The following is a 23,000-nucleotide window of genomic DNA, read 5'->3' on the forward strand; positions in this document are numbered from 1 at the left end:
CGAATTGAACAAATTCCCCCAGTTTCGTTCGATAATCGTGGCTTAAGGGCACAAAAAAATGGCCGCTGACGTAGCGGCCATCGCGTGTCTCGTTGGGGTGGGGGACACGTCAGTAGTGCGCAGCTATGCATGCTGCTTCGTCCAATTCGCGGGGCATGCGTTTTGAACAGTTACAAACCTAATTTGGTTTTTTGACAGTTTGATGTCGGTGAGATGAAATCTTTAGTTATGTGCATACTAGGTTTAGCTGTCGAACGCGTGAGTTGCCAATCGACATGCAAATAAGAAAGTGCAAACTGATTGCACTTGGGCGCAAGGAGAGCAAAATGATCGGTGAAGAATTTCGCGCGTTTTTACGCGAACTCAATGAAAACAATGATCGCGCATGGTTCGAAGCCAACAAGCCGCGCTTTCAGAATGAAGTGGTTAGACCTTGCTTGGAGCTTATCGGGACTGTGGACGGTGCCGTTTCTCAGCTTAATCCGCCATTGCGGGCGGAGCCGAAGATAAATGGATCGCTCAGGCGCATTTATCGCGATACGCGTTTCTCCAAAGACAAAACGCCCTATCACACCCATGTACATCTGATATTTTGGACTGGCGGCCACCCGAACAAGTCACCGGCGACGCACATCGTATTTAACGCAGATAGTTATGGATATGGCGCGGGACATTGGGCGCTCGATAAGGAGCAACTTGATCGCATGCGGCAGCAAATTGTGTCTGATGAGGGTAATGCCGTTTCAGGGGCTGTAGAGGCGGTTTGCCAGCACGGTGTCAAACTTGATCCGCCTGCTTTAGCGCGCGTGCCCCGTGGCTATGATAAAGATGCTGATTATGCTGATTGGTTGAGGCAAAAGGCGCTTGTCGTGAAAAGCGGTAATGCTCCTTACCCCAAGGCACTTGAAAACCTTGATGATGCTGCCAATCTGATAGTTGGCATTTGTGAAAAAATGTCGCCATTAAATAGGTATTTGGTGGATCACGTTTGGGTATAATAATGGGTTTGATTGCGCTCATGTTCACATTGACGCCACACTGTGTGGTTAGCAGATAGATGCGGGCGGCAATTGTTTTGTTTGGAGATAAAATGAACAAGTTTGCCAAAATTGGTGGTGCAGTTGCACTAATGTTGTCAATGAGCGCACCGGCTATGGCCGAGATGTTGAACCCTGAGGGTATGTGGACCCCGGGCAACAAAGAATCGCGCTATGAGATCAGCTATTGCGGCAAAAAAGGCACCGATTTGTGCGCCAAAGTCGCGTGGATTGATCCAAAATTCGTCAATAATGACAACAAGAAATTGTTGGGCACCTATTTGTTCGAAGAAATTCCAATGCGCGGCCTGAATAAGTGGCGCGGCACTATTCACTTCCAAGGTCACAAGGTCAACGGCACCGTCAAACAATTGGGCGGCAACAAACTTTCAGTGAAAGCTTGTTTGTTGTTTTTGTGCGAAGAAGTGATGCTTGATCGCGTGGCCAGCAAATAGCTTAGCCCACCATTGATTTTCGGCGACGGGCCTTTTCAAAGAACACAGGGCCCGCTTCTGCCAACACAATGGCTGAAAAGATCAGCACAATCCCCAAATAGCCGTTTAGCGTTAGGCGTTCGCCCAGAATGAGGGCCGCGCCAATGGCGGCGAATAAGCTTTCCATTGAAAGAATAAGCGCCGCATTTGCTGTTGGCACATGTTGCTGGCTGATGGTGTGCAGGGTGAAGCCAATGGCCGTTGATAGAACGCCAGTATAGAGAATTTCAACCCATCCAACTTGCAGTGCTGAAACAGTTACGGATTCGGTGCCAAACGCGCCAGCTGCGCAAATGCTGCCGCCGATCAAAAAGATGCAGGCTGAAACGGTAATCGGGCGCTGGGTTTCTTTGGCAGTGGTGCCCAAAAAGAACACATATAGCGCCCAGAAGAACGAACTGCCTAAAACGTAGTAGTCGCCTTCAACAAAGTTTTCGATTTTGCCGCCGCTTAGAAGGAATAGGCCGGAAAACGCGAGAGCGGCAGCAACCCAAATTAGATTGTGCAGTTTTGCTTTTGCGAACAGAACCATGAACACAGGCACAAAGAACACGTAGAAACCGGTTAAGAATCCGGTGTTGGTGACCGATGCGGTCAGCAAACCAATTTGCTGCAACCACGATCCGAAAAAGAACGCGAATACCAAAACGCCAATATAGGTCCAGCCCTTTTTGCTGATTGGTTTATTGACCCGACGGCTTTCCCAAATCGCGAGCGGCAAGATCAATAGTCCACCAAGTAGATAGCGCGCGGCGAGGAACGTGAACGGCTCCATTGCCCCCATGGCCGATTTTTGGGCGATGAAGGCCGAGCCCCAAATAATGGTGGCAACGATCAATAGGGCAGTGGCGGTGGCGCGTGTCATAAGCGACAACTTTCACATCAAATGGGCATTTCGCCCAAATGAGGCGATGCCAGATAAATACTATAGGACCTTATCGAGGGCGTTGATCAACTGCTCGATTTCACTTTGGCTGGTGTAATGCACAAATGACATGCGCAAAACGCCATGGTCAATACCAAGATCAAGGGCGTCGATTAGGCGGTAAGCATAGAAATGCCCGCCCGCTGCCATGATCTTGTGTTTTGCCAATTCTTCCGCCAATTCCTGGCCAGGCTTTTGGCAATGGATGGCAATGGTTGGTACACGATCTTCAGCCGTTGACGGGCCAATGATGCGGACATCGTTGCGGCCACGAAGATATGCAAGCAATGGCTCGATAAGCGCGGTTTCTTGCTCGCGCATAATTAGGGAGGTGGCCCGATAAGGGTCGGACGCACCCTGCGTACCTGCAATTTTGGCCAACTCATCGAAATAGTCGACAATGCCGTTGCAAGCCGCGATTTGCGCATGGTCTGGCCCTGCAGGGACCAAACGCTTTCGCAAAATGTCTTTATTGAAGAAGTGTCCTTGGTTTGGCAATTTCCACGCTAGGTCTGGGTCAACCACCATCACCCCTTGGTGTGGGCCATATGTTTTGTAGGTTGAGAACAAATAGATATCGACACCTAAATCGGTGATGTCAGGCAAGGAGTGCGGCGCATATGCAACCCCGTCGACAACTGTGATCGCGCCCACGGAATGCGCGATTTCGCAGATCTTCTTCACTGGATTGATGTGCCCGACAATGTTGGAGCAATGTGGAAAAGCCACCAGTTTCACTTTGTCATCTAGCAAGTTGGCCAACTCATCCAAGTCGAGTTCAGCCGTTTGGGTGTTGACCTGCCATTCGCGCACTTCCACGCCGATTTTTGCAAGCTTGCGGAACGCACCTGTATTTGCTTCGTGACACTGGTTGGTGACGATAATTGCATCACCTGCTGAGAGCATTTCCTCTAAAGCTTTGCCAAGTGTGTAGGTGTTGGCCGTGGTTGAAGGGCCAATGTGGATGGCGTCCACTGAACAATTTAGCGCTTTGGCCAAACGTTCATGCGCTAAATCCATCTCCTTGCCAGCTTCTTGAGAAGCAGGGTAGGCACCATAGGGCTGCAGCTTATGGGAGGTGTAATAGTGATTATAGTGCTCGATGACTTGCTTTGCCATGTAGGCGCCGCCAGCATTTTCAAAGAATCCCCAGCCCTGAAGGTTGGCTTGTTTGAACGCAGGAAAGTTGGCGCGAACCGCCTCGGTATCTAGTGGCAATGTCATGATCGAATGTTCCCAGAAATTGGTTGTACCAACATTGGTAGCGCGGGATTGTTTGATCGGCAAGTCAAAAAACACCAATTGGTTGGGAGGCCAATTGGTGCTTCTTTGGGGGAACAAACTTGAAAGGGAAAAGGTTTGGCAGCGAGGGCATGCCGCCAAACCTTGTGGCTAGTTGAATCTAGCCATTTGAAGGGGCGGGCGTACCTTGGTTTTGTTGGCCGCGTGGACCTTTACCTTGCTTGCCCTTGCCGTGTTCGCCACGTGGTCCTTTTTTGCCACCGGCTTTGTTTATTTGGCTCTTTTGTTCGTCGCTTAGCGTTTCGTAAAACGTCTCAAATGCTGGTAGCACGGTGTTCATGCTTTCAAGCTGCAACTCCATCATAGCCGTGCGATGAGCCAGTTTTTCAGCCGCGCCTTCAGGCTTGTCTTCTTTCAGCGGGGCGCAGCTTTCAGCGAACTCAGTTTGTGCTGTAAGTGCGGCAGTTTTCAAATCGTCAAATGCTGGGCGTTGCTCGTCAGTTAGATCGATGCGGATCGCCATGATTTCGAGCATTTTGTCTAGGCGATCAGCGCCTTCCTCTGAGCAAATGGCACCAAGGAAACCGTGGCCGCCGCGAACAGCGCGGAATTGACCTTTGCCTTTGCGCTCTTGCTTTTGTTCAGCTTTTGGCGACTGGTTTGAATTGTCTTGCGCAAAAGCTGCCGGGGCGAACGCGCTGATTGACATTGTACCAACTAGCGTTGCTGCAAGTGCGAGTGTTGAGAGCTTCTTCATTTTGTCTTCTTCCTTTGCCCGGTTCTGTTGTGGGCGCTTGATGTTTGGCGTCTGATCGAGATTGAAGATAGGGCACCCAGCATTGCGTGAAGTTTTCCGCGGAATGAAAAAACCGTAAGGTTGGAAAGGATTGAAAATCGACACAAAAAAAAGACCGATGCGGGTAAGGCATCGGTCAAGTTTAGTTTTTGGGGGGTGCTTTCCAATTTGTCGCTATGGACTTCGCTTAGAAAGCGGGGGGCGAATGGAGGTCGTATTGAATATTGTTAGCGCGAACGCTTTGAGTTTCGCACTGGTACCGCTTGGCGTTTGGTCTGCGCCATTTGGCGCCATACGCCAAAGATGATGGCAGAGCAAAGGCCGAGCGCTGGCAAAATTACGCCAAATGCCAATGTGTTGGATTGATGTGCGTTGGCTGCGAAGGCTGGGCTGACGACAAGCAGAAGAGCAAACAGAGCAGCGAGTGCCCCTGTGATTTTGGCTAAGCGTGCATTTTGCTTTTTGAACCGATTCATTGCTTCATCCTTGCTTTTTCACGTCATTTTTGTTGTTGCCAAGATGATACGTAGTTGCGGTCAGAGTTGGATCAAACTTAGGAGATTTGCGTTCAATTGTGCGGCAAGTTTGTGGCAAAGGATTAATGCCAATTGCGGCTTGCCAAATGGTGGCGAACTTGTTTTGATCGCTTCTGATAGGACCCAACCAAAGAAACTTTCAACATGACTATGATTTCGGATGCGCTGCAGCGCGTGAAACCTTCTGCCAGCATGAGCATCTCTGCCATCGCTTTGGAAAAGCGTGCGGCGGGTGTCGACATTATCCCCATGAGTGCAGGCGAACCTGACTTTGACACACCGGATAATATCAAAGACGCCGCAAAGCGGGCGCTGGACGCAGGTAAGACGAAATATACGGCGGTTGATGGTATTCCTGAGCTTAAACAAGCGATTGCTGACAAGTTTAAGCGCGAGAATGATTTGGACGTTGCGCCATCAAGTTGTTTTGTGGCAACCGGCGGCAAACAGATCATTTTCAACGCGCTGGTGGCAACGTTGAACCCGGGCGATGAAGCACTTATTCCCGCACCGTTTTGGGTTTCATACCCAGAAATGGTCAATCTCACTGGCGCAACGCCGGTGATCATGGAAACAAGTGCCGCCAGCGGCTTCAAGATCACGGCAGACGAATTGGCGGCGGCAATTACGCCCAACACCAAATGGTTGTTGATCAACTCGCCGGGCAATCCATCTGGCGCGGTTTTTTCTAAAGAAGAGCTGGAAGCACTGGCCGAGGTGTTGCGTGGCCATCCACAGGTTCACATCCTGATGGATGATATTTACGAACATCTGACTTATGGGCAGAGGTTTTTCACAATGGCGCAGATTGCACCTGATCTTGCGGATCGCACGCTGACCATGAATGGTGTGTCGAAAGCCTATTCGATGACCGGGTGGCGCATTGGTTATTGCACAGGGCCGGATTGGTTGATCAAGGCGATGCGAAAGCTGCAAGGCCAGTCAACATCCAACCCTTGTTCGATTGCCCAATGGGCGGCGGTCGAAGCGCTAAATGGCGAACAGACATTTTTGGATGATTGGCGCGCTGCGTTTGTTGAACGCCGGGATTATCTGGTGTCACGACTAAATGAAATTGAGGGACTAGACTGTTTGACGCCGGATGGTGCTTTCTATGTCTATCCATCTTGTGCGGACCTTATTGGCAAGGTCACAAAAGGCGGGCGCAAACTCAATAATGATGAGGATGTGGTGATGGCGCTTTTGGAAGAGCAGGATGTGGCCACCGTGCATGGCGGCGCATATGGTGTGTCGCCACATTTCCGCATTTCATATGCCGTGTCGCTGGAAGATATTGGACGGGCTTGTGATCGTTTGGAAGCGTTTGTCGCTGGCTTGAAATAAGAAAGAGGGGATGCGTTATGACAAAGTTTGAAAGCTTGCTTGCGCCTTTTGCGTGCAAAAGTCTGGCGCATCTTCCAACGCCGCTGCATCATTTAGAGCGGATCAGCACCGCTCTTGGTGGGCCGAAAATCTTTATCAAACGCGATGATTGCACCGGGCTTGCTGGTGGCGGCAACAAAACTCGCAAGCTGGAGTTTTTGATGGCCGACGCCATCGCCAAGGGCGCTGATTGTGTGATCACCACGGGCGGGATGCAATCTAACCATTGTCGGCAAACTGCTGCTGCAGCAGCGCGGCTGGGGCTAGAATGTCGGCTTGCTTTGATCGACAAGGTGGACTGGCAGGAGCCAGCATATCGGTCCGCAGGCAATGTCACACTGGATCATGTTTTGGGTGCAAAGGTCTTCGTTTTTGATGCCAAGGCGGATCGCGATGTGGTTTGCGCGCAGATGGTTGACGATGCAAAGGCTGACGGCAAATCGCCATATTTCATTCCTTTGGGTGGTTCAAATGCCATCGGCGCATTGGGCTATGTGGCTGCGTTTGGCGAAATGCTCACGCAATTGGATGAGATGGATGTCTCGCCTTCAGCGCTATATCATTGCACCTCAAGCGGTGGTACCCATGCCGGACTAATCGCTGGCGCTGTTGCTTCAGGCCGGCCATTTCCGATTATCGGCGTGGAGAATGAGGGTGAGCCATTTCAAATTGGAAAAACTGTCGGGAAGATTGCTGAAGAAACGCTCGCTCTCCTTGGTTTGGCCCCCAAATTTGACCGGAATATGTTGAGCATCCGAACGGGTGTTGGCGGTCCGTCCTATGGCATTCCAAATGATGATGGCAACGCGGCGATCAAATTGATGGCCGAGCAAGAGGGCATATTGCTCGATCCCGTCTATACCGGCAAAGCCTTTGCTGGGCTTGTTGCTGATATCAAAGCAAGGCGATACACAAACGACGAGAGCGTTGTGTTTTTGCACACAGGCGGCGCGCAGGCGCTGGGCGCTTATTCAAGTCTGTTTGTGAAATAGACAAAGTCTTGATAGCCGCCCCGGACTTATTCCGGGGCCACCAAGTTTCAAATGCCTTATGCGCTGCGGGCGTCGCGGCGAGCATCTGCTTTTTTAAGCGTTGAGAGGAATGTGTCCTTCACGCCTTGGTCGTTGACCTCAAGGCAGATTTTTACCGGGCGACCATTTTTGGCGGGGTCAGCAATGGTGTTGCCCACCTCGTCGCCTTCCAAAATGGTGTTAAGCGGTGCTTCTTTCACTTCAAAGAATTCCGGGTCGGTGATGGCGATCACAGCTGCTGGATCGTGCAAGTAACAACCATCTACACCGACATTTTCCGTGTAGAATTTGATGTAATATTCTGACACTTGCTCCAAGAATTTGCCAATGTCTGGTGAATGTTTGGTAACGTCGCGGAAATCGTCCATGTTGCAGCTCACGGAGTGGGTCACATCAAGACCCACAAGGGTGACGTCCCAATCTGCGTCAAACACCACTTGCGCGGCGTGCGGGTCGTTCCAGATATTGGCTTCAGCAAAAGGCGTGACGTTGCCAGGTGCTTCCACCGCGCCGCCCATAATCACAACCTTTTTGGCGTTCTTAGCGATCTCCGGGTCATGCTCGAGCGCAAGCGCAAGGTTGGTCAAAGGACCCACTGCACAAATGGTGATTTCGCCGGGGTTGGCTTTGGTCACTTCACACAAAAATTCAGCGGCTGACCGTGTGTCTTTTTCGCGGCTTGGCACTTGTGGCGGATAGTCGCCAAAACCTTCAACACCATGCACAAAATCAGCATGTGGGTTTGGCGTGATGGTCATTGGCGTTGCTGCGCCTTCGGCTACCGGGATCTTCAATCCAGCTAGATCGGTGAGGTGGATGGCGTTGCGGGTGGCGGTTTTCACCGGCACGTTGCCGAACACGGTTGTAAGTCCAACAACGTCAAGTCGTTCATCGGCAAAGGCGTGGTGCAACGCCATTGCGTCGTCAATGCCTGGATCGGTGTCGATGATGATTTTGTGCACGGTCATTTATGTCTCTCCAAGAACTCGAAAACTTCAGAAATGTGCGGAATTGCGTCTGCTGCGCCCGGGCGTGTGACCTGAATGGCTGCAGCAGCGCTTGCGATTTTTAGGGCAGTTGCGGGATCGTCGCCTAAGTCTAAACGGGCAAGGAAATAGCCTGTGAACGTGTCGCCCGCGCCCGTCGTGTCAACGGGGTCGACTTTAAAGGCTTCAATGCCAAAGCTTTGATCGCCATCGGTAAAAGTTGCGCCTTTTGATCCTTTGGTGATCAGGATTTTATCAACCGGTAGGTCATTCACCGGCATATTCATGGTGTCAGCCAATTGTGCGGCTTCAATCTCATTCACCGCAATCAGATCCACATGGGGAATCATTTTCGCCGCAATGGCTGCATCAAACGGCGCGGCAGCATAAGCTACTTTTAAGCCTTTTGATTTTGCCAATTGCGCGGCCTGCAAAATCATATTTGTTTCGTTTTGCAACAGCAGCCAGTCGCTGGGTTGGGCCAGTTCAAGTGCTGTGGTGATTTGCTCGCTGGTCAGGGTTTCGTTGGCCCCACCGTGAATGACGATTGTGTTTTCACCCTCATCATCCACATAGATAACGGCATGGCCCGAAGCGCCTTCGTCGGTGACCACATTGTCTGTGTTCAAGCCAGCATCGGCGAGTTTGGCTTTTGCCCATAACCCATCTTCGCCAACGCGGCCCACATGGGCGACTTGCCCACCGGCAAGCGCGAGTGCGATCGACTGGTTTGCACCTTTGCCACCAAGCCCGGCGGCATAGCTGAGATTGCGCAGCGTTTCGCCAGCTTGTGGGAAATGCGGCACGCGGTGCACATAATCAATATTGATCGACCCGATGTTGATGACAGCCATGATTGCCCCCGCGCTGGATAAAAAGTTTCGGCTTTCTACAGATATTTTATCAAATGGTCAAAAATTAAATTGAACAGTTACACATCTTGTTACGTACTCACGGTGATTTGACAATTGCTCAGTTGCCTGTGATCGAGAAGTTTTGTCTGCTGCAATTGAAGATAAGTGCGCAAGAAGAGAGAGCCGATGCTGATTAAACATAAGAAAAGCTGGGAAATTGCGGAGCGCGAAGCGACGCCGGAAAGTGTCTACTTGAACCGCCGTCAAATAATGGCTGGTGCGGGTGCTGTTGGATTGGCCAGTGTTTTTGGATCAGCCCACAGTGCGCTTGCGGCCCCTGGTGATGATGGTGCACCCATGTCAGCGGTACGCAATGAAGCTTATCAGCTTGATCGTGACCTCACGCCTGAAGATGTAAATCTCACATACAACAATTTTTATGAATTCGGTTCGCACAAATCGATCGCCGAAGATGCACAAGCGCTCGAAGCGCGGCCATGGGAAGTCACAATTGATGGCATGGTGGATAATCCAACAAAAATCGACATTGATGATTTGATATCAAAAGTGGGCGTCGAAGAGCGGCTTTATCGACATCGCTGCGTTGAAGCATGGTCAATGACCGTGCCGTGGATTGGTTTTGCTTTTTCAAAACTTGTTGAAATGGCAGGTCCGCAATCAGGTGCGAAATATATCCGCATGGAGACCTTCAATGATCCCGGCGTTGCGCGCGGCATCAAAACTCAGCCTTGGTATCCGTGGCCTTATGTGGAAGGCTTGACCATTGAAGAAGCGCAAAATGATTTGGCCTTCTTGGTTGTCGGCGCTTATGGCAAGCAGGTTGCTGACCAAATGGGCGCGCCACTTCGCTTGGCTGTGCCTTGGAAATATGGCTTTAAATCGATCAAATCTATTGTGAAGTTTACTTTTACCGATCAACGCCCCGTGAGCTTCTGGGAGCAATTGCAATCGCGTGAATATGCGTTTTGGGCCAATGTGAACCCTGAAGTCTCTCACCCACGTTGGAGCCAAGCCACGGAACGGGTTCTGCACACCGGCGAACGCGTGCCGACGCTTTTGTTCAACGGATATGAAGAGCAGGTGGCCGGACTTTATGCAGATAAGCAAGATTTAGGTGATCTGCTTTACCGTTAGGTTCGTAACTATACTAACCACCCTCCAATATCTCGCCGGTGGCTCCGCTGCCGGCGTTTTTTTATGTCAACTTCTGGCGATAGGCGGCGGGCGTCATTCCTGTTTCAGCTTTAAAGGCACGCGTGAAATGGCTTTGGCTTGAAAAGCCGCACGCTGCTGCAATTCTTGCAATGGCATGGTCTTGAAGCATGTCTTTGGCGCGGGCAATGCGGCGAGCCATAATCCATGTATGCGGTGATATTCCGCGGCTGGCGCGGAACATGCGATGAAAATGAAACTCAGACAGGTCAATCAAAGCAGCTAGTTCCTTGAGCCGGATTGTGCCTTCTATATGCGCTTCAATCCATTCGTCTATGCGTCGCAAGTGATGAGGCGCTAATCCACCATTTACCGACAGTTTGCTGGGTTTCAGCTTTGCGATCAGTTCGGCAAATGCGGTGTCGGCTTGCAATATATTGTCGTTTATCGCGGCTCGTGCCATTGCAGCAAGCGGTGCTGAAAGCAACGGCACGTCTTCCAATGTCAGCTCATGTACTTCAAGCAGACGGCTGTCGCAGTCGTGGGTTCGCGCAAAATGCCCACGCAGCTGGTCGTCAGGCACATATAGGTGAACGAAGCGAAATGGGTCGTTAATCTCCCATTTTGATTGGTGCCCTTCAGGCAGCACGCAAACCGCGCCGGGCCAACCCACGCGCTCCTCAATGTCGATTCTGCGCGTGCCTTGGCCGCCAGCCAAGTAGCGGCTGAATGCATGCCCGATAGGCGCATCATAATGTACGCGATCAAAAGCATTTTCCCAAATGGAGATGTGACGACCTGCGCCAAAATCCATATTGAGCAACTGTTTCGCTTTGTCTGATTTGTCCAAAAAGGCGTGAACTGTTTGTGGCATGGGCCCATCCTGTTGAGCCGCTTACATATCGTATTCAATCACCATTGGCCAAGCGCTGTTGATATTTAACAGCAAGATTGTGCAATCCCAATTTGCGGTCTGCATTTATTGAGGTCGGCAAAAAAGGAAGTGCCTTGACCAACTTTGTTCTGTTCGCTGCCACTGTTTTAATTTGGGGGACAACTTGGATCGCCATTGCGTTCCAAATGGGTGATGTCGCACTTATCACGTCCGTCTTTTATCGCTTCGCGCTCGCTGGTGTGGTTTTTGTTGCCGCGTTGGTGGTGTTGGGGAAATTGAAACGCCCGGCAAAATGGCGCTTTGTTTTTGTACAAGCTATTTGCTTGTTCAGCTTCAATTTCATTGCGTTTTACAATGCGACGGCGCTTATGCCGTCAGGCTTAGTTTCGGTGGTGTTCTCGCTCGCGACGATCTTTAATGCGATCAATGCGCGTTTGTTTTTTGGCGATCGCGTGGAGATCCGAACCGTGCTGGCCGGCGCTATCGGAGCGTTGGGTTTGATCCTTTTGTTTTGGCGAGACATTGCGGGCGAGCTAAATTGGGAGGTCGTAATGGGCATCGCTTGGGCGGCAGGAGGCACTTTGCTATTCTCGTTGGGGAATATGGCTTCTCGTCGAAATTCTGGGGAGGGTACAACTCCAATAACAGCAAATGCTTGGGGTATGTGCATTGGTGCGCTTATTTTGTTGATTGTGATCTGGCTCACCAAAACCCCACTCACTTTTTCAAGTGACGTGAAATATGTTGGCGCGCTCGTTTATTTGGCAGTGATCGGTTCCGTCGTTGGGTTTACGACCTATTTGTTGCTGGTCGCCCGAATGGGGTCTGCCAAGGCCGGGTATGCTACTGTTTTGTTCCCAATCGTCGCTCTTTTTGCTTCAACCCTATTTGAGGGTTACCAATGGCATGCAACAGCGATTGTTGGGATTGCGCTTACGATGCTGGGCAATATTGTGATGTTTGCGCGCCGCTAGGCAATCGAGGCAAGGCCACGTGCAGTTTTCTTCGCTATCTAGTCGCCAACTCGGTGTTTGTGTTAGCAGCAAGGTCATGTCGGCTGCACATGTAGCGCTGATGGCAGTGGCGAATGTGCAAACTTATTGTCTCTCCGCCTTGGCGATGTCACCTCAACTTTATTCCGCTCGTCAAACTCGGGCTTGACCCGAATATCCATCTAGCAATGCAACTTGGTGAAGCCGATGTGTTTTTGCTGCTGCATTGCAGATTGTTCACTCATAATGGACCCTCGTGTCGAGCACGAGGGTGACAAAGAGATGAATTGGTGCGACGCACGCTCTCAGCACGGTTGCCAGAACAACTACTTTCAGTCCCAGTGCCTGCGCCGCAGGGATAGTTAAATCGTCTGTTTTCTTGCCTATGGATGATGGAAGCAAAGGGCGCGCAAAAAAAGTTATCCCCGCCCTTTGGCCTTCCCTTATTATTGTTTCATCTTCGCTCCTGCGGCCAATGACGATTGGTGGAGCTGGTTTGTTGGTAAACTCAATTCGCGCTATTTGCGCAATGTGCGTGTGTTGGGCAGCAAACCTTTTGAAGAGATGAAGGTCGATGGGGGACGCCCGTCGATACGCATTTGATTTATGGTCCAGTCCGACACCGAAGGCAGCCATAAGCCACTTGATGGGTCTGATCCGTCATCGCTTTTTGAAGCGGCCATTACATGTCTAGCAATAGGCAAATTCAGATGTGATGGGGTGCAGGCAAGGAGATAGAAGGGTGAGCACTCCGGGAGCATGAATTTCATTTGCGAAAAAACTTTGTTGCACGGGGCAGGTTGTGGCCTCAACACACAAAAAATAAGCATCGAGACCATAATCGCCTCGTGCCCGCATCCTAACAATCATCAACTCGGACGCAAATTGTGTCGCGAGGCTTCTGTGTTGACGTTTGGCAAAACGCGAGATTTCAAGCGCGCAAAAAAAAGGTCCCGCCAGCTTGTGTGGCAGGACCTTTGAATAAGTGGGCAGACATCGAGGGAGGAGGGACGGTGTCTGCCGTAATACGAGTTAACTTCGAGGGAGGAGGATACGTCGTCAACTCGTTATGTGATGTATATGGGGCACCCGAGGCGGTTTAACAAGCGCAGCCTTTGCATATATGGTATGCGTTTTGTGCATGGCGTGTAGTTGGATGCCCAGTTTTGTGGCGGATAGGGCGCTAGATTTTGAAAAACTGCATAGCTCGTCTTTATTGGTATGTCCTTCAAGTTGTCACGACGATTTTGCCACCTGCGCGGTTATCTTCCATACATTGTTGCTGCCGAAAAGATACGATCAGGTACGTTAGTTGAAGTGTTGGAAGACTGGCGATTTCCAGAGGTTGGTTTGTATCTTGCCCACAATGGTCGCCGGCATATGCCAAGACAGGCGCGGGCCCTAATTGAACATGCTGCAATGTTTGCAAGATCGATGCGTAATGCTGAAACAAATAAAGGCTCCGTCGAGGGGGACGGAGCCTTTGAATAAGTGTGGCAGACATCGAGGGAGGAGGGACGGTGTCTGCCGTACTACGAGTTGACTTCGAGGGAGGAGGATACGTCATCAACTCGTTATGTGACTTATATGCCTTCTCAACTGCCGAACCACAAGCGGCGAAACCGCATACTAGCCATGCACAGAATGCATGGTGTGCGATGGGCAAAAAAAAGGCTCTACCCAAAAGGATAGAGCCAGAAAAAATTAGAGGAAAACTCTAACAAGGAGGGAACAACGAATGAGTTGAGGGAGGAGGAACAACTCGTCTCGTTTTTCTTGCGGCGTATATGATGGGTGTTTTACTTTTTGACAACCATGCTGAGCGCATGCCGGGTATGCGTTTGTCGCATGGCTGTTGCATTTTGCATGTATTCCAGTGCGTTAGCCAAAAAGGAACGCCAGAAAAAATATTTGATTATGTGCATATTGTTGGCCGTGATTTAGGCAGATGACGATGGAAATGTTGCGAATTCGCAGTATTTGCGCCGGTGGTTCAGGAAATTTTAAGCGGATTAGGGCGCGAGGTGTTCTGCTTGCGACACAAGTCTAGACAATGTAAACATCTGGATATCTCAAAAGTCAGCTTGGATTTTAGAATTGACGAAGAAGGCCGACAATTATCATCACGGGAATCTACGCCAAGCGATGTTGGATGCTGCGGCCGCGATATTGGCGGAAGATGGACTTCAAGGTCTGACGTTGCGCGCTTGTGCGCGAAAGGCGGGGGTGTCACACGCTGCTCCGGCACACCATTTCAAAGGTTTGACCGGTTTGCGCACGGCAATTGCTGCGGAAAGCTTTCATATGATCGCGGCGTTGGCTGAAAAAGTGTTCGCGCAAAATGATGGCAATGCGGCAATTCTGTTGCGCGACTTTGCTGTGGCTTACTCAAGCTTTGCAAAAAACAAACCTGAGCGATTTCGATTGATGTTTCGCCGTGACCTGCTCGACATTGACGATCAAGGTTTGTGCGACGCAGAAGAGCGAGCCTACACAACATTTGTGAACATCGTTCATGCGGTGCGTGGCGAAGAAGCTGGCACTTTGGCAGAGTTTCGTGAAGGCAAACTGCCCAAAGAGTTGTATTCAGACATCACGCTTTATTGGAGCGTGGTGCATGGGTTTGCGCATCTAAATATCGAGCGGCAATGGGATGGGTATGGCGAAATAATGGGGGCAAAAGATTTCGAAACTGAGATATTGGCAGACATTACCCGCCGGATAGTGCCGACTAAGAAACCCAACGACTAGAATTCCCAGCCGCGGGCTTTGGACACCAAGAAGTCTCGAAAAACGCCGACGCGCTTTGAATTCTTCAACGCTGGTGGGTAGACGAAATAGGTTTCGAATTCCGGCATTTCAACCGTATCGAGAATGCGCACAAGTGAGCTTTCATCTTCGGTGATGTAGTCGGGCAGCATCGCAATGCCAATGCCTTCGCGGCAGGCCTGCATCATGCCATAAATCGCGTTGACGCGAAGCGCAGGAATGCGCGGGTTGTTCTCTGGTCGGCCGATGGTCTCAAGATAATTCACATCGCCCAAATAGGCGGGGCTTGGATTGCCAAAGGTGATGATCTTGTGATTATCGATATCATCTACGCTTTTGGGAATGCCGTGCTGCTCCAAATAGGCGGACGAAGCATAAAAGTGGAAGTGCACCGTGAATAGTTTGCGTTGAATGAGTTCGGATTGGTTTGGCCGATGCAAGCGGATCGCTACATCAGCCTCGCGCATCGCAAGATCAAGTTCAGAATCGTTGAGTTTAATTTCCAACTGAATTGTTGGATATCGCTCAAGAAACTCATCAATCCGCGACGTTAGCCAGGTCGAGCCAAATCCAACCGTGGTTGTTACAAGCAACGGACCCGTGGGCTGATCGCGAGTTTCGCTCATTTGAGCTTCAACGGATTGCAGCTCCCACGCCATTCTGTGAGCGGTTTTGAACAATTGTTCACCAACTTCGGTCATCACCAGCCCGCGCGCGTGGCGAATAAAGAGCTTCAGACCAAGACCTTCTTCAAGCGAAGACACTTGTCGGGAAACCGCGGATTGGCTCATGCCTAACCGTTCGCCGGCATGGGTGAAGCTTCCCGCTTCCGCCACCACATGAAAAATCCGCAGTCGGTCCCAATCAATGCTCATTATTCAGCCGCTTCCGCTACATCAAGTTCGGCTAAGAACTTTTCAGCTTCAAGCGCTGCCATACATCCCATGCCAGCGGCGGTTACCGCCTGGCGGTACTTATCGTCCGTCACATCACCAGCAGCATAAACGCCAGGGATGTTGGTGGCGGTGCTATCTGGTGCGGTGACCAGATAGTTGCCTTGTTTCATTTCAAGCTTGCCTTCAAACAAGGAAGTTGAAGGGGCATGGCCAATGGCGACAAAGATACCGTCGCAAGCCTTTTCAGTGATTTCGCCCGTGTTGCGATTTTTCAATTTCGCACCGGTTACGGATTTTGGAATGCCCGATGTGCCCAAAACCTCAACAAGTTCGGTGTCCCACATCACGTCGATCTTTTCATTGGCAAAGAGACGTTTTTGCAGGATTTTCTCTGAACGCAGCTCGTCGCGGCGATGCACCAAAGTCACTTTTGAGGCGAAGTTAGTTAAGAACAATGCTTCTTCAACCGCGGTATTGCCGCCGCCGATTACAAGCACTTCTTTGTCTTTGTAGAAGAAGCCATCGCAAGTTGCGCAAGCGGAAACGCCAAAGCCTTGGAACTCTTGCTCAGAAGGCAAGCCAAGCCATTTAGCTTGCGCACCGGTGGCGATGATCAGTGCATCACAGGTGTAAATGGTGCCGCTATCGCCTGTGAGCTCAAATGGACGTTTGTCCACGTCGACATTGACGATCATATCGGAAACGATTTTTGTGCCAACATGCTCAGCTTGAGCTTTCATTTGCTCCATTAGCCACGGGCCCTGGATCTGTTCAGCAAATCCAGGGTAGTTTTCGACTTCTGTAGTGATCGTAAGTTGGCCACCAGGCTGAATGCCTTGGATAATGACCGGCTCCAGCATGGCGCGTGCAGCATAAATTGCTGCTGAATAACCTGCGGGACCAGAGCCGATGATCATGACGGGTGCGTGCATTTTCGCAAACCTTTGAAAAGTGAATAGTTGAGTTGCACTTAGTTTAGGTATGCGACACGCTTGTTACAAGGCAGAACCGAATTGGCCCACATAAACGTGAACCAATTCACATCTGCTATATGTAGCTGACTTTCAAAACTTCGTAAGCCTTTGAGCCGCCAGGGGCTGCTACTTCGATGCTGTCGCCTTCTTCCTTGCCAATTAGAGCGCGGGCAATGGGTGAAGAAAGTGAAATCTTACCTGCGCTGGCGTTCGCTTCAGGGTTGCCAACGATTTGATATGTTTTTTCTTCTTCTGTGTCTTCATCTACCAATTCAACGGTTGCGCCGAATTTGATGGTGTTGCCGCCAAGCTTTGTCACATCAATGACGTCAGCCAGTGCAAGAATTGATTCTAGTTCTTGGATGCGGCCTTCGTTGAGGCTTTGTTGCTCTTTGGCGGCATGGTATTCCGCGTTTTCCGAAAGGTCGCCGTGCGCGCGCGCTTCCGAGATCGCGGCAATAATGTTTGGGCGCTCTACGGACGAGCGGTGATTGAGTTCTTCGCTCAGTGCCTTGTGGCCCGCAATTGTCATTGGGATCTTGTCCATTGTCCCACCCTTTCGTTCAAAACTCTTGCTGTGTGCAATAAAAAACCGGCCCCGAATTTTTTGAATTAGAGGCCGACAGCATGTATGAAATCAACATAGCCGCAAATTTGTCCAAACAGTGGAAAAACCGCGGCTACGAAATTTGTTGTGTTCGCGCTTGCGTTGCAAATCAACTGCGAGCAGCGAAAGAGAAGAAATAGCCTTTTATGGCTTAGTCTTCAAGTGTGAGTTCGCCAGCTGAGAATTTGCCAGAACGCTTGTCTTGCACCAATTCATAGCCAACTTTTTGGTTTTCAGCCAAGGCTGAAAGGCCAGAACGTTCAACCGCTGAGATGTGGACAAACACGTCGTTGCCGCCATCTGTTGGTTGAATGAAGCCATAACCCTTTTGGGTGTTAAACCATTTTACTGTACCTGAAGGCATGCGGATTTCCTTTCGTGAAATACTGCCGTTAGCCCCTTTGCTCGCCGCGAGCATATCGGGGAGTAAATCGATGTTGGTAGAAACGTAGCATTCACGGAGGTAGCTCCGGCCAGATCGTTCGGCCAATATTCGATGAGTGAAATATAGAATTAAATCGCTAAAATTTCAACAGGGGAAATTTATGTCTAAAGCAGTTATTTCTATTGCAGAATTGGAATGTATCAATTCAATGAAGGTGGAAGAATAGAGTTTTCTTTTATTATGTCGCCGAGCGTTTTAGTGCGTAAATGCTCAATAAATAGTGATTTTGCATCAGTAAAAAAGGAAGTTAGTGAGCAGTATCCAGCAAAAACGCAACGGCATTCATCTTTGCCAAGGCATTCCACGATCGCGAAATTCGGTTCAGTATGTTCAACAATTTCTGCAATTGTAACCGAATAGGCGTCTGGATTAATTGTAACTCCGCCATTTTTACCGCGTACCGAAATCAGTATTTGAGCAGTGCTGAGCCGGTTCACAATCTTCATCAAATGGTTTTTTGAAATCCGGAGCTGATCGGCGATTTGGGCAATCGTGCGTTTTTGCGGGGAAATTGCGCCAAGATACATTAAAAGCCTTAGTGCATAGTCAGTTTGGCTCGTTAGGTGCACTTATTGTCTCACTTATCGATTTTGTTGCGCAAACATATTGCATATTTTAGCAGATGTAATAAAGATGCATTAGATATACATCTTTATGGAGCGCTGTCCAATGGAACAGAGTTTTGCAGAAATCCATCGAGAGAACTACCGACGTCAGGCCAATGGTTATGGCATAGACGAGGCCTTCGTCTCGCTGCTTGTGGAAAGTTTTTATGCCAAGGTGCGTGCAGACAAGGATCTTGGGCCAATATTTGAAGGCGTCATTGGTGATCGGTGGCCCGCTCACTTGGCACGAATGAAGACATTTTGGGGAGCTATTGCGCTTAAAACAGGTGACTATCACGGTCGCCCGATGCCTGCGCATTTGAAGTTGAAACAAGTTGAGCCTTGGCACTTTGATCGTTGGCTGGAATTGTTTGCTCAAAACCTAGATGAAGTTTCACCAACTCCTGAGGCAAAGAACTTCTTCAACTCTAGAGCGAACAATATTGCGCGTAGCCTGATGACGGGCATGTTCTACAACCCTGCAGACGACCTGAAGGACTTAAAACCATGATTGCGGTTCTTGTGTTCGTATTTGAGTTTCTAACAGTGGCAGTATTGGGTTTGTTTGCAGCGGTTGTTTTTTCGGAACGCGATCGTTTCGATGAGCCACCGACTGCGCTCAATCGTGATCCAATTGGCCGCCAGTTTGTATTGGCGGCAAAAACAGGTTTTTGGTTTTGGAAATTGGCGGTTTTGGGCGTTTCAGCCTACGCGATTTGGGAGGCTCTAACGTGAAAACTCGTAAATCAGCGTTTGAACGGGCATTGCCCATTTTGCCTTGGGTCTTGCTCTGGGGTTTTGCCCCAATGCCTTTTTATATTTGGGCGATTGTCGCACTTATCAAATAGGCTTTGTTTCGGCCTATAAATGGGGTCTGCGCCAAAAATAGCCCATTTGGCGCAGACCCCGCAATTTTTAAACTGCGAAATACTCTTGAACTGATTTCACGGTAAGCGTGTCAGTGGAGTACGATACAATGCCGTCAACAGCGGCAATCGCGCCAGCGATTGTTGTGTAGTACGGGATCTTGTTCAGCAATGCAGTACGACGCAAATCGCGGCTATCATTAAGCGCTTGTTGGCCAGCCGTTGTGTTGATAACCAATTGAACTTCGCCATTTTTCATCGCATCGACGATGTGAGGGCGGCCTTCCAACACTTTGTTGATCTTCTCAGCCTTTACGCCGTTTTCGTACAAGAAACGTCGTGTGCCGCTTGTGGCAATAACTTTGAAACCAACTTCTTCAAGCATTTTAATGCTCGCAAGAATTGCAGCTTTGTCATCGTCGCGAACTGAAACAAACACTGTGCCCGATTTTGGCACCTTGGTGCCGCCACCCAATTGGCTTTTGGCAAACGCAACGCCGAAGTTTGAATCTAGTCCAATGACTTCGCCAGTAGAACGCATTTCTGGGCCAAGGATCGTATCAACACCTGGGAAACGCGCAAACGGGAATACTGCTTCTTTCACCGCGATATGCTTGAGGGTCGGCTCTTGCAAATTAAAGCTTGCTAGCTTTTCACCTGCCATTATGCGTGCCGCAATTTTAGCGATTGGGCTGCCGATCACTTTGGCGACAAATGGCACCGTCCGGGAGGCACGTGGGTTCACCTCAAGCACGTAAAGAGTACCGTCTTTCAAGGCGAACTGGATATTCATCAAACCGCCCACGTTCAAGGCAAGTGCCAATTCGCGTGCTTGGCGTTTGATTTCGGTAATTGTTGCGGCGTCCAAATTGCGAGATGGGAGCGAACATGCGCTGTCGCCAGAGTGAACACCTGCTTCTTCAATGTGCTCCATGATGCCAGCGACAAATACATCTTCACCGTCGCAAAGCGTATCAACGTCGATCTCAATAGCTCCGCCCAAATAGCTATCAAAAAGCAATGGATTGGTTGCTAGAACTGAGTTGATCTGTCCGGTTTTGTCGTTCGGGTATTTCTGACGGATATGCGGTGGCACCAACTCAGTGAGTGTGCTTTGCACATAGTCTTCAAACTCGTTTGAGTTGTTGGCAATGGCCATAGCGCGGCCACCCAACACAAATGATGGACGAATGACAAGCGGATAAGAAATGTCCTCTGCCACCATGCGGGCCTGCTCAAGTGAATAAGCAATGCCATTACGGGGCTGGGTCAATTCAAGTTCGTGCAGTAGCTTTTGGAAGTGGTTGCGGTCTTCAGCCAAATCAATGGCTTCTGGCTGTGTGCCCAAAATTGGAATGCCGGCACGCTTGATTGAGTTAGCAAGTCCAAGTGGTGTTTGGCCACCGAATTGAACAATAACACCGGCCAAAGTGCCTTTTGATTGCTCAAGATGCAGGATTTCGAGCACATCTTCTTTGGTTAAAGGCTCAAAGTACAAGCGATCTGAGGTGTCATAGTCGGTTGAAACCGTTTCAGGGTTACAGTTGACCATGATTGTTTCATAGCCTGCGTCGTTGAGCGCGAACGCAGCGTGACAGCAGCAATAGTCAAACTCGATGCCTTGGCCGATGCGGTTTGGACCGCCGCCAAGAATGACAACTTTCTTTTTGTCCGAAGGTTGCGCTTCGCTGACCAGTTCGCCCGCAAATGGCGCTTCGTATGTTGAGTACATATAGGCCGTTGGTGAGGCAAACTCGGCCGCACAAGTGTCAATGCGTTTATACACCGGATGAACGTCCAACTCGTCACGCAGCGCTTTGATGTCGCGTGGCTTTTTCTCGCTTAGATCAGCAAGGCGTGCATCGGAGAAGCCCATAGACTTGAGCTTGCGCAATTGTTGGGCGTTATCTGGAAGGCCGTATTTTTTAACCTTTTCTTCCATCTCGACAATTCCGCGAATTTGTTCGAGTACCCAAGGGTCGAACTTGCAAACATTGTGGATGAACTCGTCATCAAAACCAAGACGCATGGCTTCGGCAATTTGAAGGATACGGTTTGGTGTTGGTTTGCCAAGGGCTGCGCGCACGGCGTTTTTGTCGTCACCTTGGCCGGTGCCGTCAATTCCGATCTCGTTGAAACCGGTTAGACCTGTTTCAAGCGAGCGCAGTGCTTTTTGCATGCTTTCTTGGAATGTGCGGCCGATTGCCATGGCTTCGCCAACAGACTTCATAGCCGTGGTTAGACGGTCGTCAGCGCCTGGGAATTTCTCAAAAGCGAAACGTGGGATTTTGGTGACCACATAGTCGATTGATGGTTCAAACGAAGCTGGCGTTGCGCCGCCCGTAATGTCGTTTTCCAGCTCATCCAAAGTGTAGCCGACCGCCAAACGCGCAGCCACTTTTGCAATTGGAAAGCCAGTTGCTTTGGACGCAAGGGCAGATGAGCGCGATACACGCGGGTTCATTTCAATAACGATGAGGCGGCCATTTTCAGGGTTCACGGAGAACTGAACGTTTGAACCGCCTGTTTCCACACCAATTTCGCGCAGTACCGCCAGAGAGGCGTCGCGCATAATTTGGTACTCTTTATCGGTCAGGGTAAGGGCCGGGGCCACAGTGATGCTGTCGCCGGTGTGCACGCCCATTGGATCGATATTTTCAATCGAACAGATGATGATGCAGTTGTCCTTCTTATCGCGGACAACTTCCATCTCATATTCTTTCCAGCCGATGATGCTTTCTTCTACCAACACTTCATTGGTTGGTGAGGCATCGATGCCGCTTTCGATGATGGAGATGTATTCTTCGCGGTTGTAAGCAACGCCACCGCCGGTGCCGCCCATGGTGAATGATGGGCGAATAATGGCGGGCAGACCAACAAATTCGAGCGCCTCAAGTGCCTCGGTCAAGTTGTGGGCGAGCATGGATTTCGGTGTTTCAAGACCAATCTTATCCATTGCAGCGCGGAACAATTCGCGGTCCTCAGCTTTATCGATTGCTTCCGCTGTCGCGCCGATCATCTCGACATTGTATTTGTCGAGGACGCCCATTTTGCGAAGCGAGAGGGCACAGTTCAGCGCCGTTTGACCACCCATTGTTGGGAGCAAGGCATCTGGACGTTCTTTCTCGATGATCTTGGCCACAACTTCTGGCGTAATTGGCTCCATATATGTCGCGTCTGCAAGATCAGGGTCCGTCATGATCGTTGCGGGGTTGGAGTTCACCAAGATGACGCGATAGCCTTCTGCTTTTAGCGCCTTACAGGCTTGTGTGCCTGAGTAGTCAAATTCACATGCTTGGCCAATAATAATTGGGCCAGCGCCGATGATCAGGATGGAGGAAATATCTTCGCGTTTAGGCATGTCGTCACTTCTCAGCAGGGCACAAACGAACGGCGGGGAGGCGCGGTTCGCGTGGCGATTCATCTCATATGTGGCTGAGAGCGCGTTTTAGGGCGAAAAGTGCAAAAGGGAAACCCCTCAAACCAATAAAAAT

At 50.2% G+C, this 23,000-nt stretch carries 23 protein-coding genes; 9 read left to right on the forward strand and 14 right to left on the reverse strand.

Annotated elements, in window-relative coordinates:
* Nucleotides 1-326: 326 nt before the first annotated feature.
* Nucleotides 327-998 carry a DUF2461 domain-containing protein gene (locus tag QQL65_RS01605; protein WP_284361386.1) on the forward strand — a complete coding sequence of 224 codons (672 nt, stop codon included), beginning with the start codon at nucleotides 327-329 and terminating at the stop codon, nucleotides 996-998.
* Between the two features lie 92 nt (nucleotides 999-1,090).
* Complete coding sequence (locus QQL65_RS01610) at nucleotides 1,091-1,492, forward strand: DUF2147 domain-containing protein (protein ID WP_284361387.1); 402 nt, start codon at nucleotides 1,091-1,093, stop codon at nucleotides 1,490-1,492.
* 1 nt (nucleotide 1,493) lies between these two features.
* Here the strand turns inward: QQL65_RS01610 and QQL65_RS01615 are convergent, their stop codons facing one another.
* From QQL65_RS01615 to QQL65_RS01630, 4 genes are all read right to left on the reverse strand, one after another.
* The gene (locus QQL65_RS01615) at nucleotides 1,494-2,396 is read right to left on the reverse strand and encodes a DMT family transporter (RefSeq protein WP_284361390.1); all 903 of its coding nucleotides are present in this window, start codon (nucleotides 2,394-2,396) and stop codon (nucleotides 1,494-1,496) included.
* A gap of 60 nt (nucleotides 2,397-2,456) precedes the next feature.
* Complete coding sequence (locus QQL65_RS01620; protein ID WP_284361392.1) at nucleotides 2,457-3,680, reverse strand: aminotransferase class V-fold PLP-dependent enzyme; 1,224 nt, start codon at nucleotides 3,678-3,680, stop codon at nucleotides 2,457-2,459.
* Between the two features lie 178 nt (nucleotides 3,681-3,858).
* Nucleotides 3,859-4,455, reverse strand: a complete 597-nt coding sequence (locus QQL65_RS01625; protein WP_284361395.1) for a Spy/CpxP family protein refolding chaperone — start codon at nucleotides 4,453-4,455, stop codon at nucleotides 3,859-3,861.
* A gap of 266 nt (nucleotides 4,456-4,721) precedes the next feature.
* Nucleotides 4,722-4,970, reverse strand: coding sequence for a hypothetical protein (locus QQL65_RS01630; protein WP_284361398.1), 249 nt, complete (start codon nucleotides 4,968-4,970; stop codon nucleotides 4,722-4,724).
* Nucleotides 4,971-5,174: 204 nt separating this feature from the next.
* Here QQL65_RS01630 and QQL65_RS01635 point away from each other — a divergent pair, with 204 nt between their 5' ends.
* Both QQL65_RS01635 and QQL65_RS01640 read left to right on the forward strand, forming a co-directional pair.
* Complete coding sequence (locus QQL65_RS01635) at nucleotides 5,175-6,374, forward strand: pyridoxal phosphate-dependent aminotransferase (protein WP_284361400.1); 1,200 nt, start codon at nucleotides 5,175-5,177, stop codon at nucleotides 6,372-6,374.
* Between the two features lie 17 nt (nucleotides 6,375-6,391).
* On the forward strand, nucleotides 6,392-7,405 hold the full coding sequence (locus QQL65_RS01640) for a D-cysteine desulfhydrase family protein (RefSeq protein WP_284361402.1): 1,014 nt from the start codon (nucleotides 6,392-6,394) through the stop codon (nucleotides 7,403-7,405).
* A 56-nt stretch (nucleotides 7,406-7,461) separates the two neighbouring features.
* Here QQL65_RS01640 and QQL65_RS01645 read toward each other — a convergent pair whose 3' ends face one another.
* Complete coding sequence (locus QQL65_RS01645; protein WP_284361404.1) at nucleotides 7,462-8,412, reverse strand: nucleoside hydrolase; 951 nt, start codon at nucleotides 8,410-8,412, stop codon at nucleotides 7,462-7,464.
* Nucleotides 8,409-9,284 (reverse strand): ribokinase, encoded by an 876-nt coding sequence (locus tag QQL65_RS01650; protein WP_284361406.1) that lies wholly within the window; start codon nucleotides 9,282-9,284, stop codon nucleotides 8,409-8,411. The genes QQL65_RS01645 and QQL65_RS01650 overlap by 4 nt, the downstream gene beginning before the upstream one ends.
* A 186-nt stretch (nucleotides 9,285-9,470) precedes the next feature.
* Here QQL65_RS01650 and msrP point away from each other — a divergent pair, with 186 nt between their 5' ends.
* Entirely contained in the window at nucleotides 9,471-10,439 is a 969-nt protein-coding gene (gene msrP, locus QQL65_RS01655) for a protein-methionine-sulfoxide reductase catalytic subunit MsrP (RefSeq protein WP_284361408.1), read from the forward strand.
* 61 nt (nucleotides 10,440-10,500) lie between these two features.
* Here the strand turns inward: msrP and QQL65_RS01660 are convergent, their stop codons facing one another.
* Nucleotides 10,501-11,331: an AraC family transcriptional regulator gene (locus QQL65_RS01660; protein WP_284361410.1), complete on the reverse strand. Its 831-nt coding sequence runs from the start codon at nucleotides 11,329-11,331 to the stop codon at nucleotides 10,501-10,503.
* A 134-nt stretch (nucleotides 11,332-11,465) separates the two neighbouring features.
* Between QQL65_RS01660 and QQL65_RS01665 the strand changes: the two genes are divergently transcribed.
* On the forward strand, nucleotides 11,466-12,326 hold the full coding sequence (locus tag QQL65_RS01665; protein ID WP_284361412.1) for a DMT family transporter: 861 nt from the start codon (nucleotides 11,466-11,468) through the stop codon (nucleotides 12,324-12,326).
* A 536-nt stretch (nucleotides 12,327-12,862) separates the two neighbouring features.
* On the opposite strand, the gene QQL65_RS01670 is transcribed toward QQL65_RS01665, so the two are convergent.
* Nucleotides 12,863-13,027 (reverse strand): hypothetical protein, encoded by a 165-nt coding sequence (locus QQL65_RS01670; RefSeq protein WP_284361414.1) that lies wholly within the window; start codon nucleotides 13,025-13,027, stop codon nucleotides 12,863-12,865.
* 1,414 nt (nucleotides 13,028-14,441) lie between these two features.
* On the opposite strand from QQL65_RS01670, the gene QQL65_RS01675 reads away from it, so the two are divergent.
* Nucleotides 14,442-15,095 carry a TetR/AcrR family transcriptional regulator gene (locus tag QQL65_RS01675; protein ID WP_284361416.1) on the forward strand — a complete coding sequence of 218 codons (654 nt, stop codon included), beginning with the start codon at nucleotides 14,442-14,444 and terminating at the stop codon, nucleotides 15,093-15,095.
* On the opposite strand, the gene QQL65_RS01680 is transcribed toward QQL65_RS01675, so the two are convergent.
* From QQL65_RS01680 to QQL65_RS01700, 5 genes are all read right to left on the reverse strand, one after another.
* Nucleotides 15,092-15,988: a LysR family transcriptional regulator gene (locus QQL65_RS01680; RefSeq protein ID WP_284361418.1), complete on the reverse strand. Its 897-nt coding sequence runs from the start codon at nucleotides 15,986-15,988 to the stop codon at nucleotides 15,092-15,094. The two genes, QQL65_RS01675 and QQL65_RS01680, sit on opposite strands and share 4 nt — an antisense overlap.
* Nucleotides 15,988-16,941, reverse strand: coding sequence for a thioredoxin-disulfide reductase (gene trxB / locus QQL65_RS01685; protein ID WP_284361420.1), 954 nt, complete (start codon nucleotides 16,939-16,941; stop codon nucleotides 15,988-15,990). The genes QQL65_RS01680 and trxB overlap by 1 nt, the downstream gene beginning before the upstream one ends.
* A 115-nt stretch (nucleotides 16,942-17,056) precedes the next feature.
* The gene (gene greA / locus QQL65_RS01690; RefSeq protein WP_284361421.1) at nucleotides 17,057-17,530 is read right to left on the reverse strand and encodes a transcription elongation factor GreA; all 474 of its coding nucleotides are present in this window, start codon (nucleotides 17,528-17,530) and stop codon (nucleotides 17,057-17,059) included.
* 211 nt (nucleotides 17,531-17,741) lie between these two features.
* A complete protein-coding gene (locus QQL65_RS01695) occupies nucleotides 17,742-17,954 on the reverse strand; it encodes a cold-shock protein (protein ID WP_284361423.1) in 213 nt (70 codons plus the stop codon).
* 221 nt (nucleotides 17,955-18,175) lie between these two features.
* Nucleotides 18,176-18,604 carry an RrF2 family transcriptional regulator gene (locus tag QQL65_RS01700; RefSeq protein ID WP_284361426.1) on the reverse strand — a complete coding sequence of 143 codons (429 nt, stop codon included), beginning with the start codon at nucleotides 18,602-18,604 and terminating at the stop codon, nucleotides 18,176-18,178.
* A 100-nt stretch (nucleotides 18,605-18,704) separates the two neighbouring features.
* On the opposite strand from QQL65_RS01700, the gene QQL65_RS01705 reads away from it, so the two are divergent.
* Nucleotides 18,705-19,151 carry a group III truncated hemoglobin gene (locus QQL65_RS01705; protein ID WP_284361427.1) on the forward strand — a complete coding sequence of 149 codons (447 nt, stop codon included), beginning with the start codon at nucleotides 18,705-18,707 and terminating at the stop codon, nucleotides 19,149-19,151.
* On the forward strand, nucleotides 19,148-19,375 hold the full coding sequence (locus QQL65_RS01710) for a hypothetical protein (RefSeq protein ID WP_284361430.1): 228 nt from the start codon (nucleotides 19,148-19,150) through the stop codon (nucleotides 19,373-19,375). Before QQL65_RS01705 ends, QQL65_RS01710 begins: the two co-directional genes overlap by 4 nt.
* Before the next feature lie 180 nt (nucleotides 19,376-19,555).
* Here the strand turns inward: QQL65_RS01710 and carB are convergent, their stop codons facing one another.
* Entirely contained in the window at nucleotides 19,556-22,867 is a 3,312-nt protein-coding gene (gene carB / locus QQL65_RS01715; RefSeq protein ID WP_284361433.1) for a carbamoyl-phosphate synthase large subunit, read from the reverse strand.
* Between the last annotated feature and the right edge of the window lie 133 nt (nucleotides 22,868-23,000).

Origin of the sequence: Maritalea porphyrae, from assembly GCF_030159895.1 — a bacterium.
Classification (GTDB): domain Bacteria; phylum Pseudomonadota; class Alphaproteobacteria; order Rhizobiales; family Devosiaceae; genus Maritalea; species Maritalea porphyrae.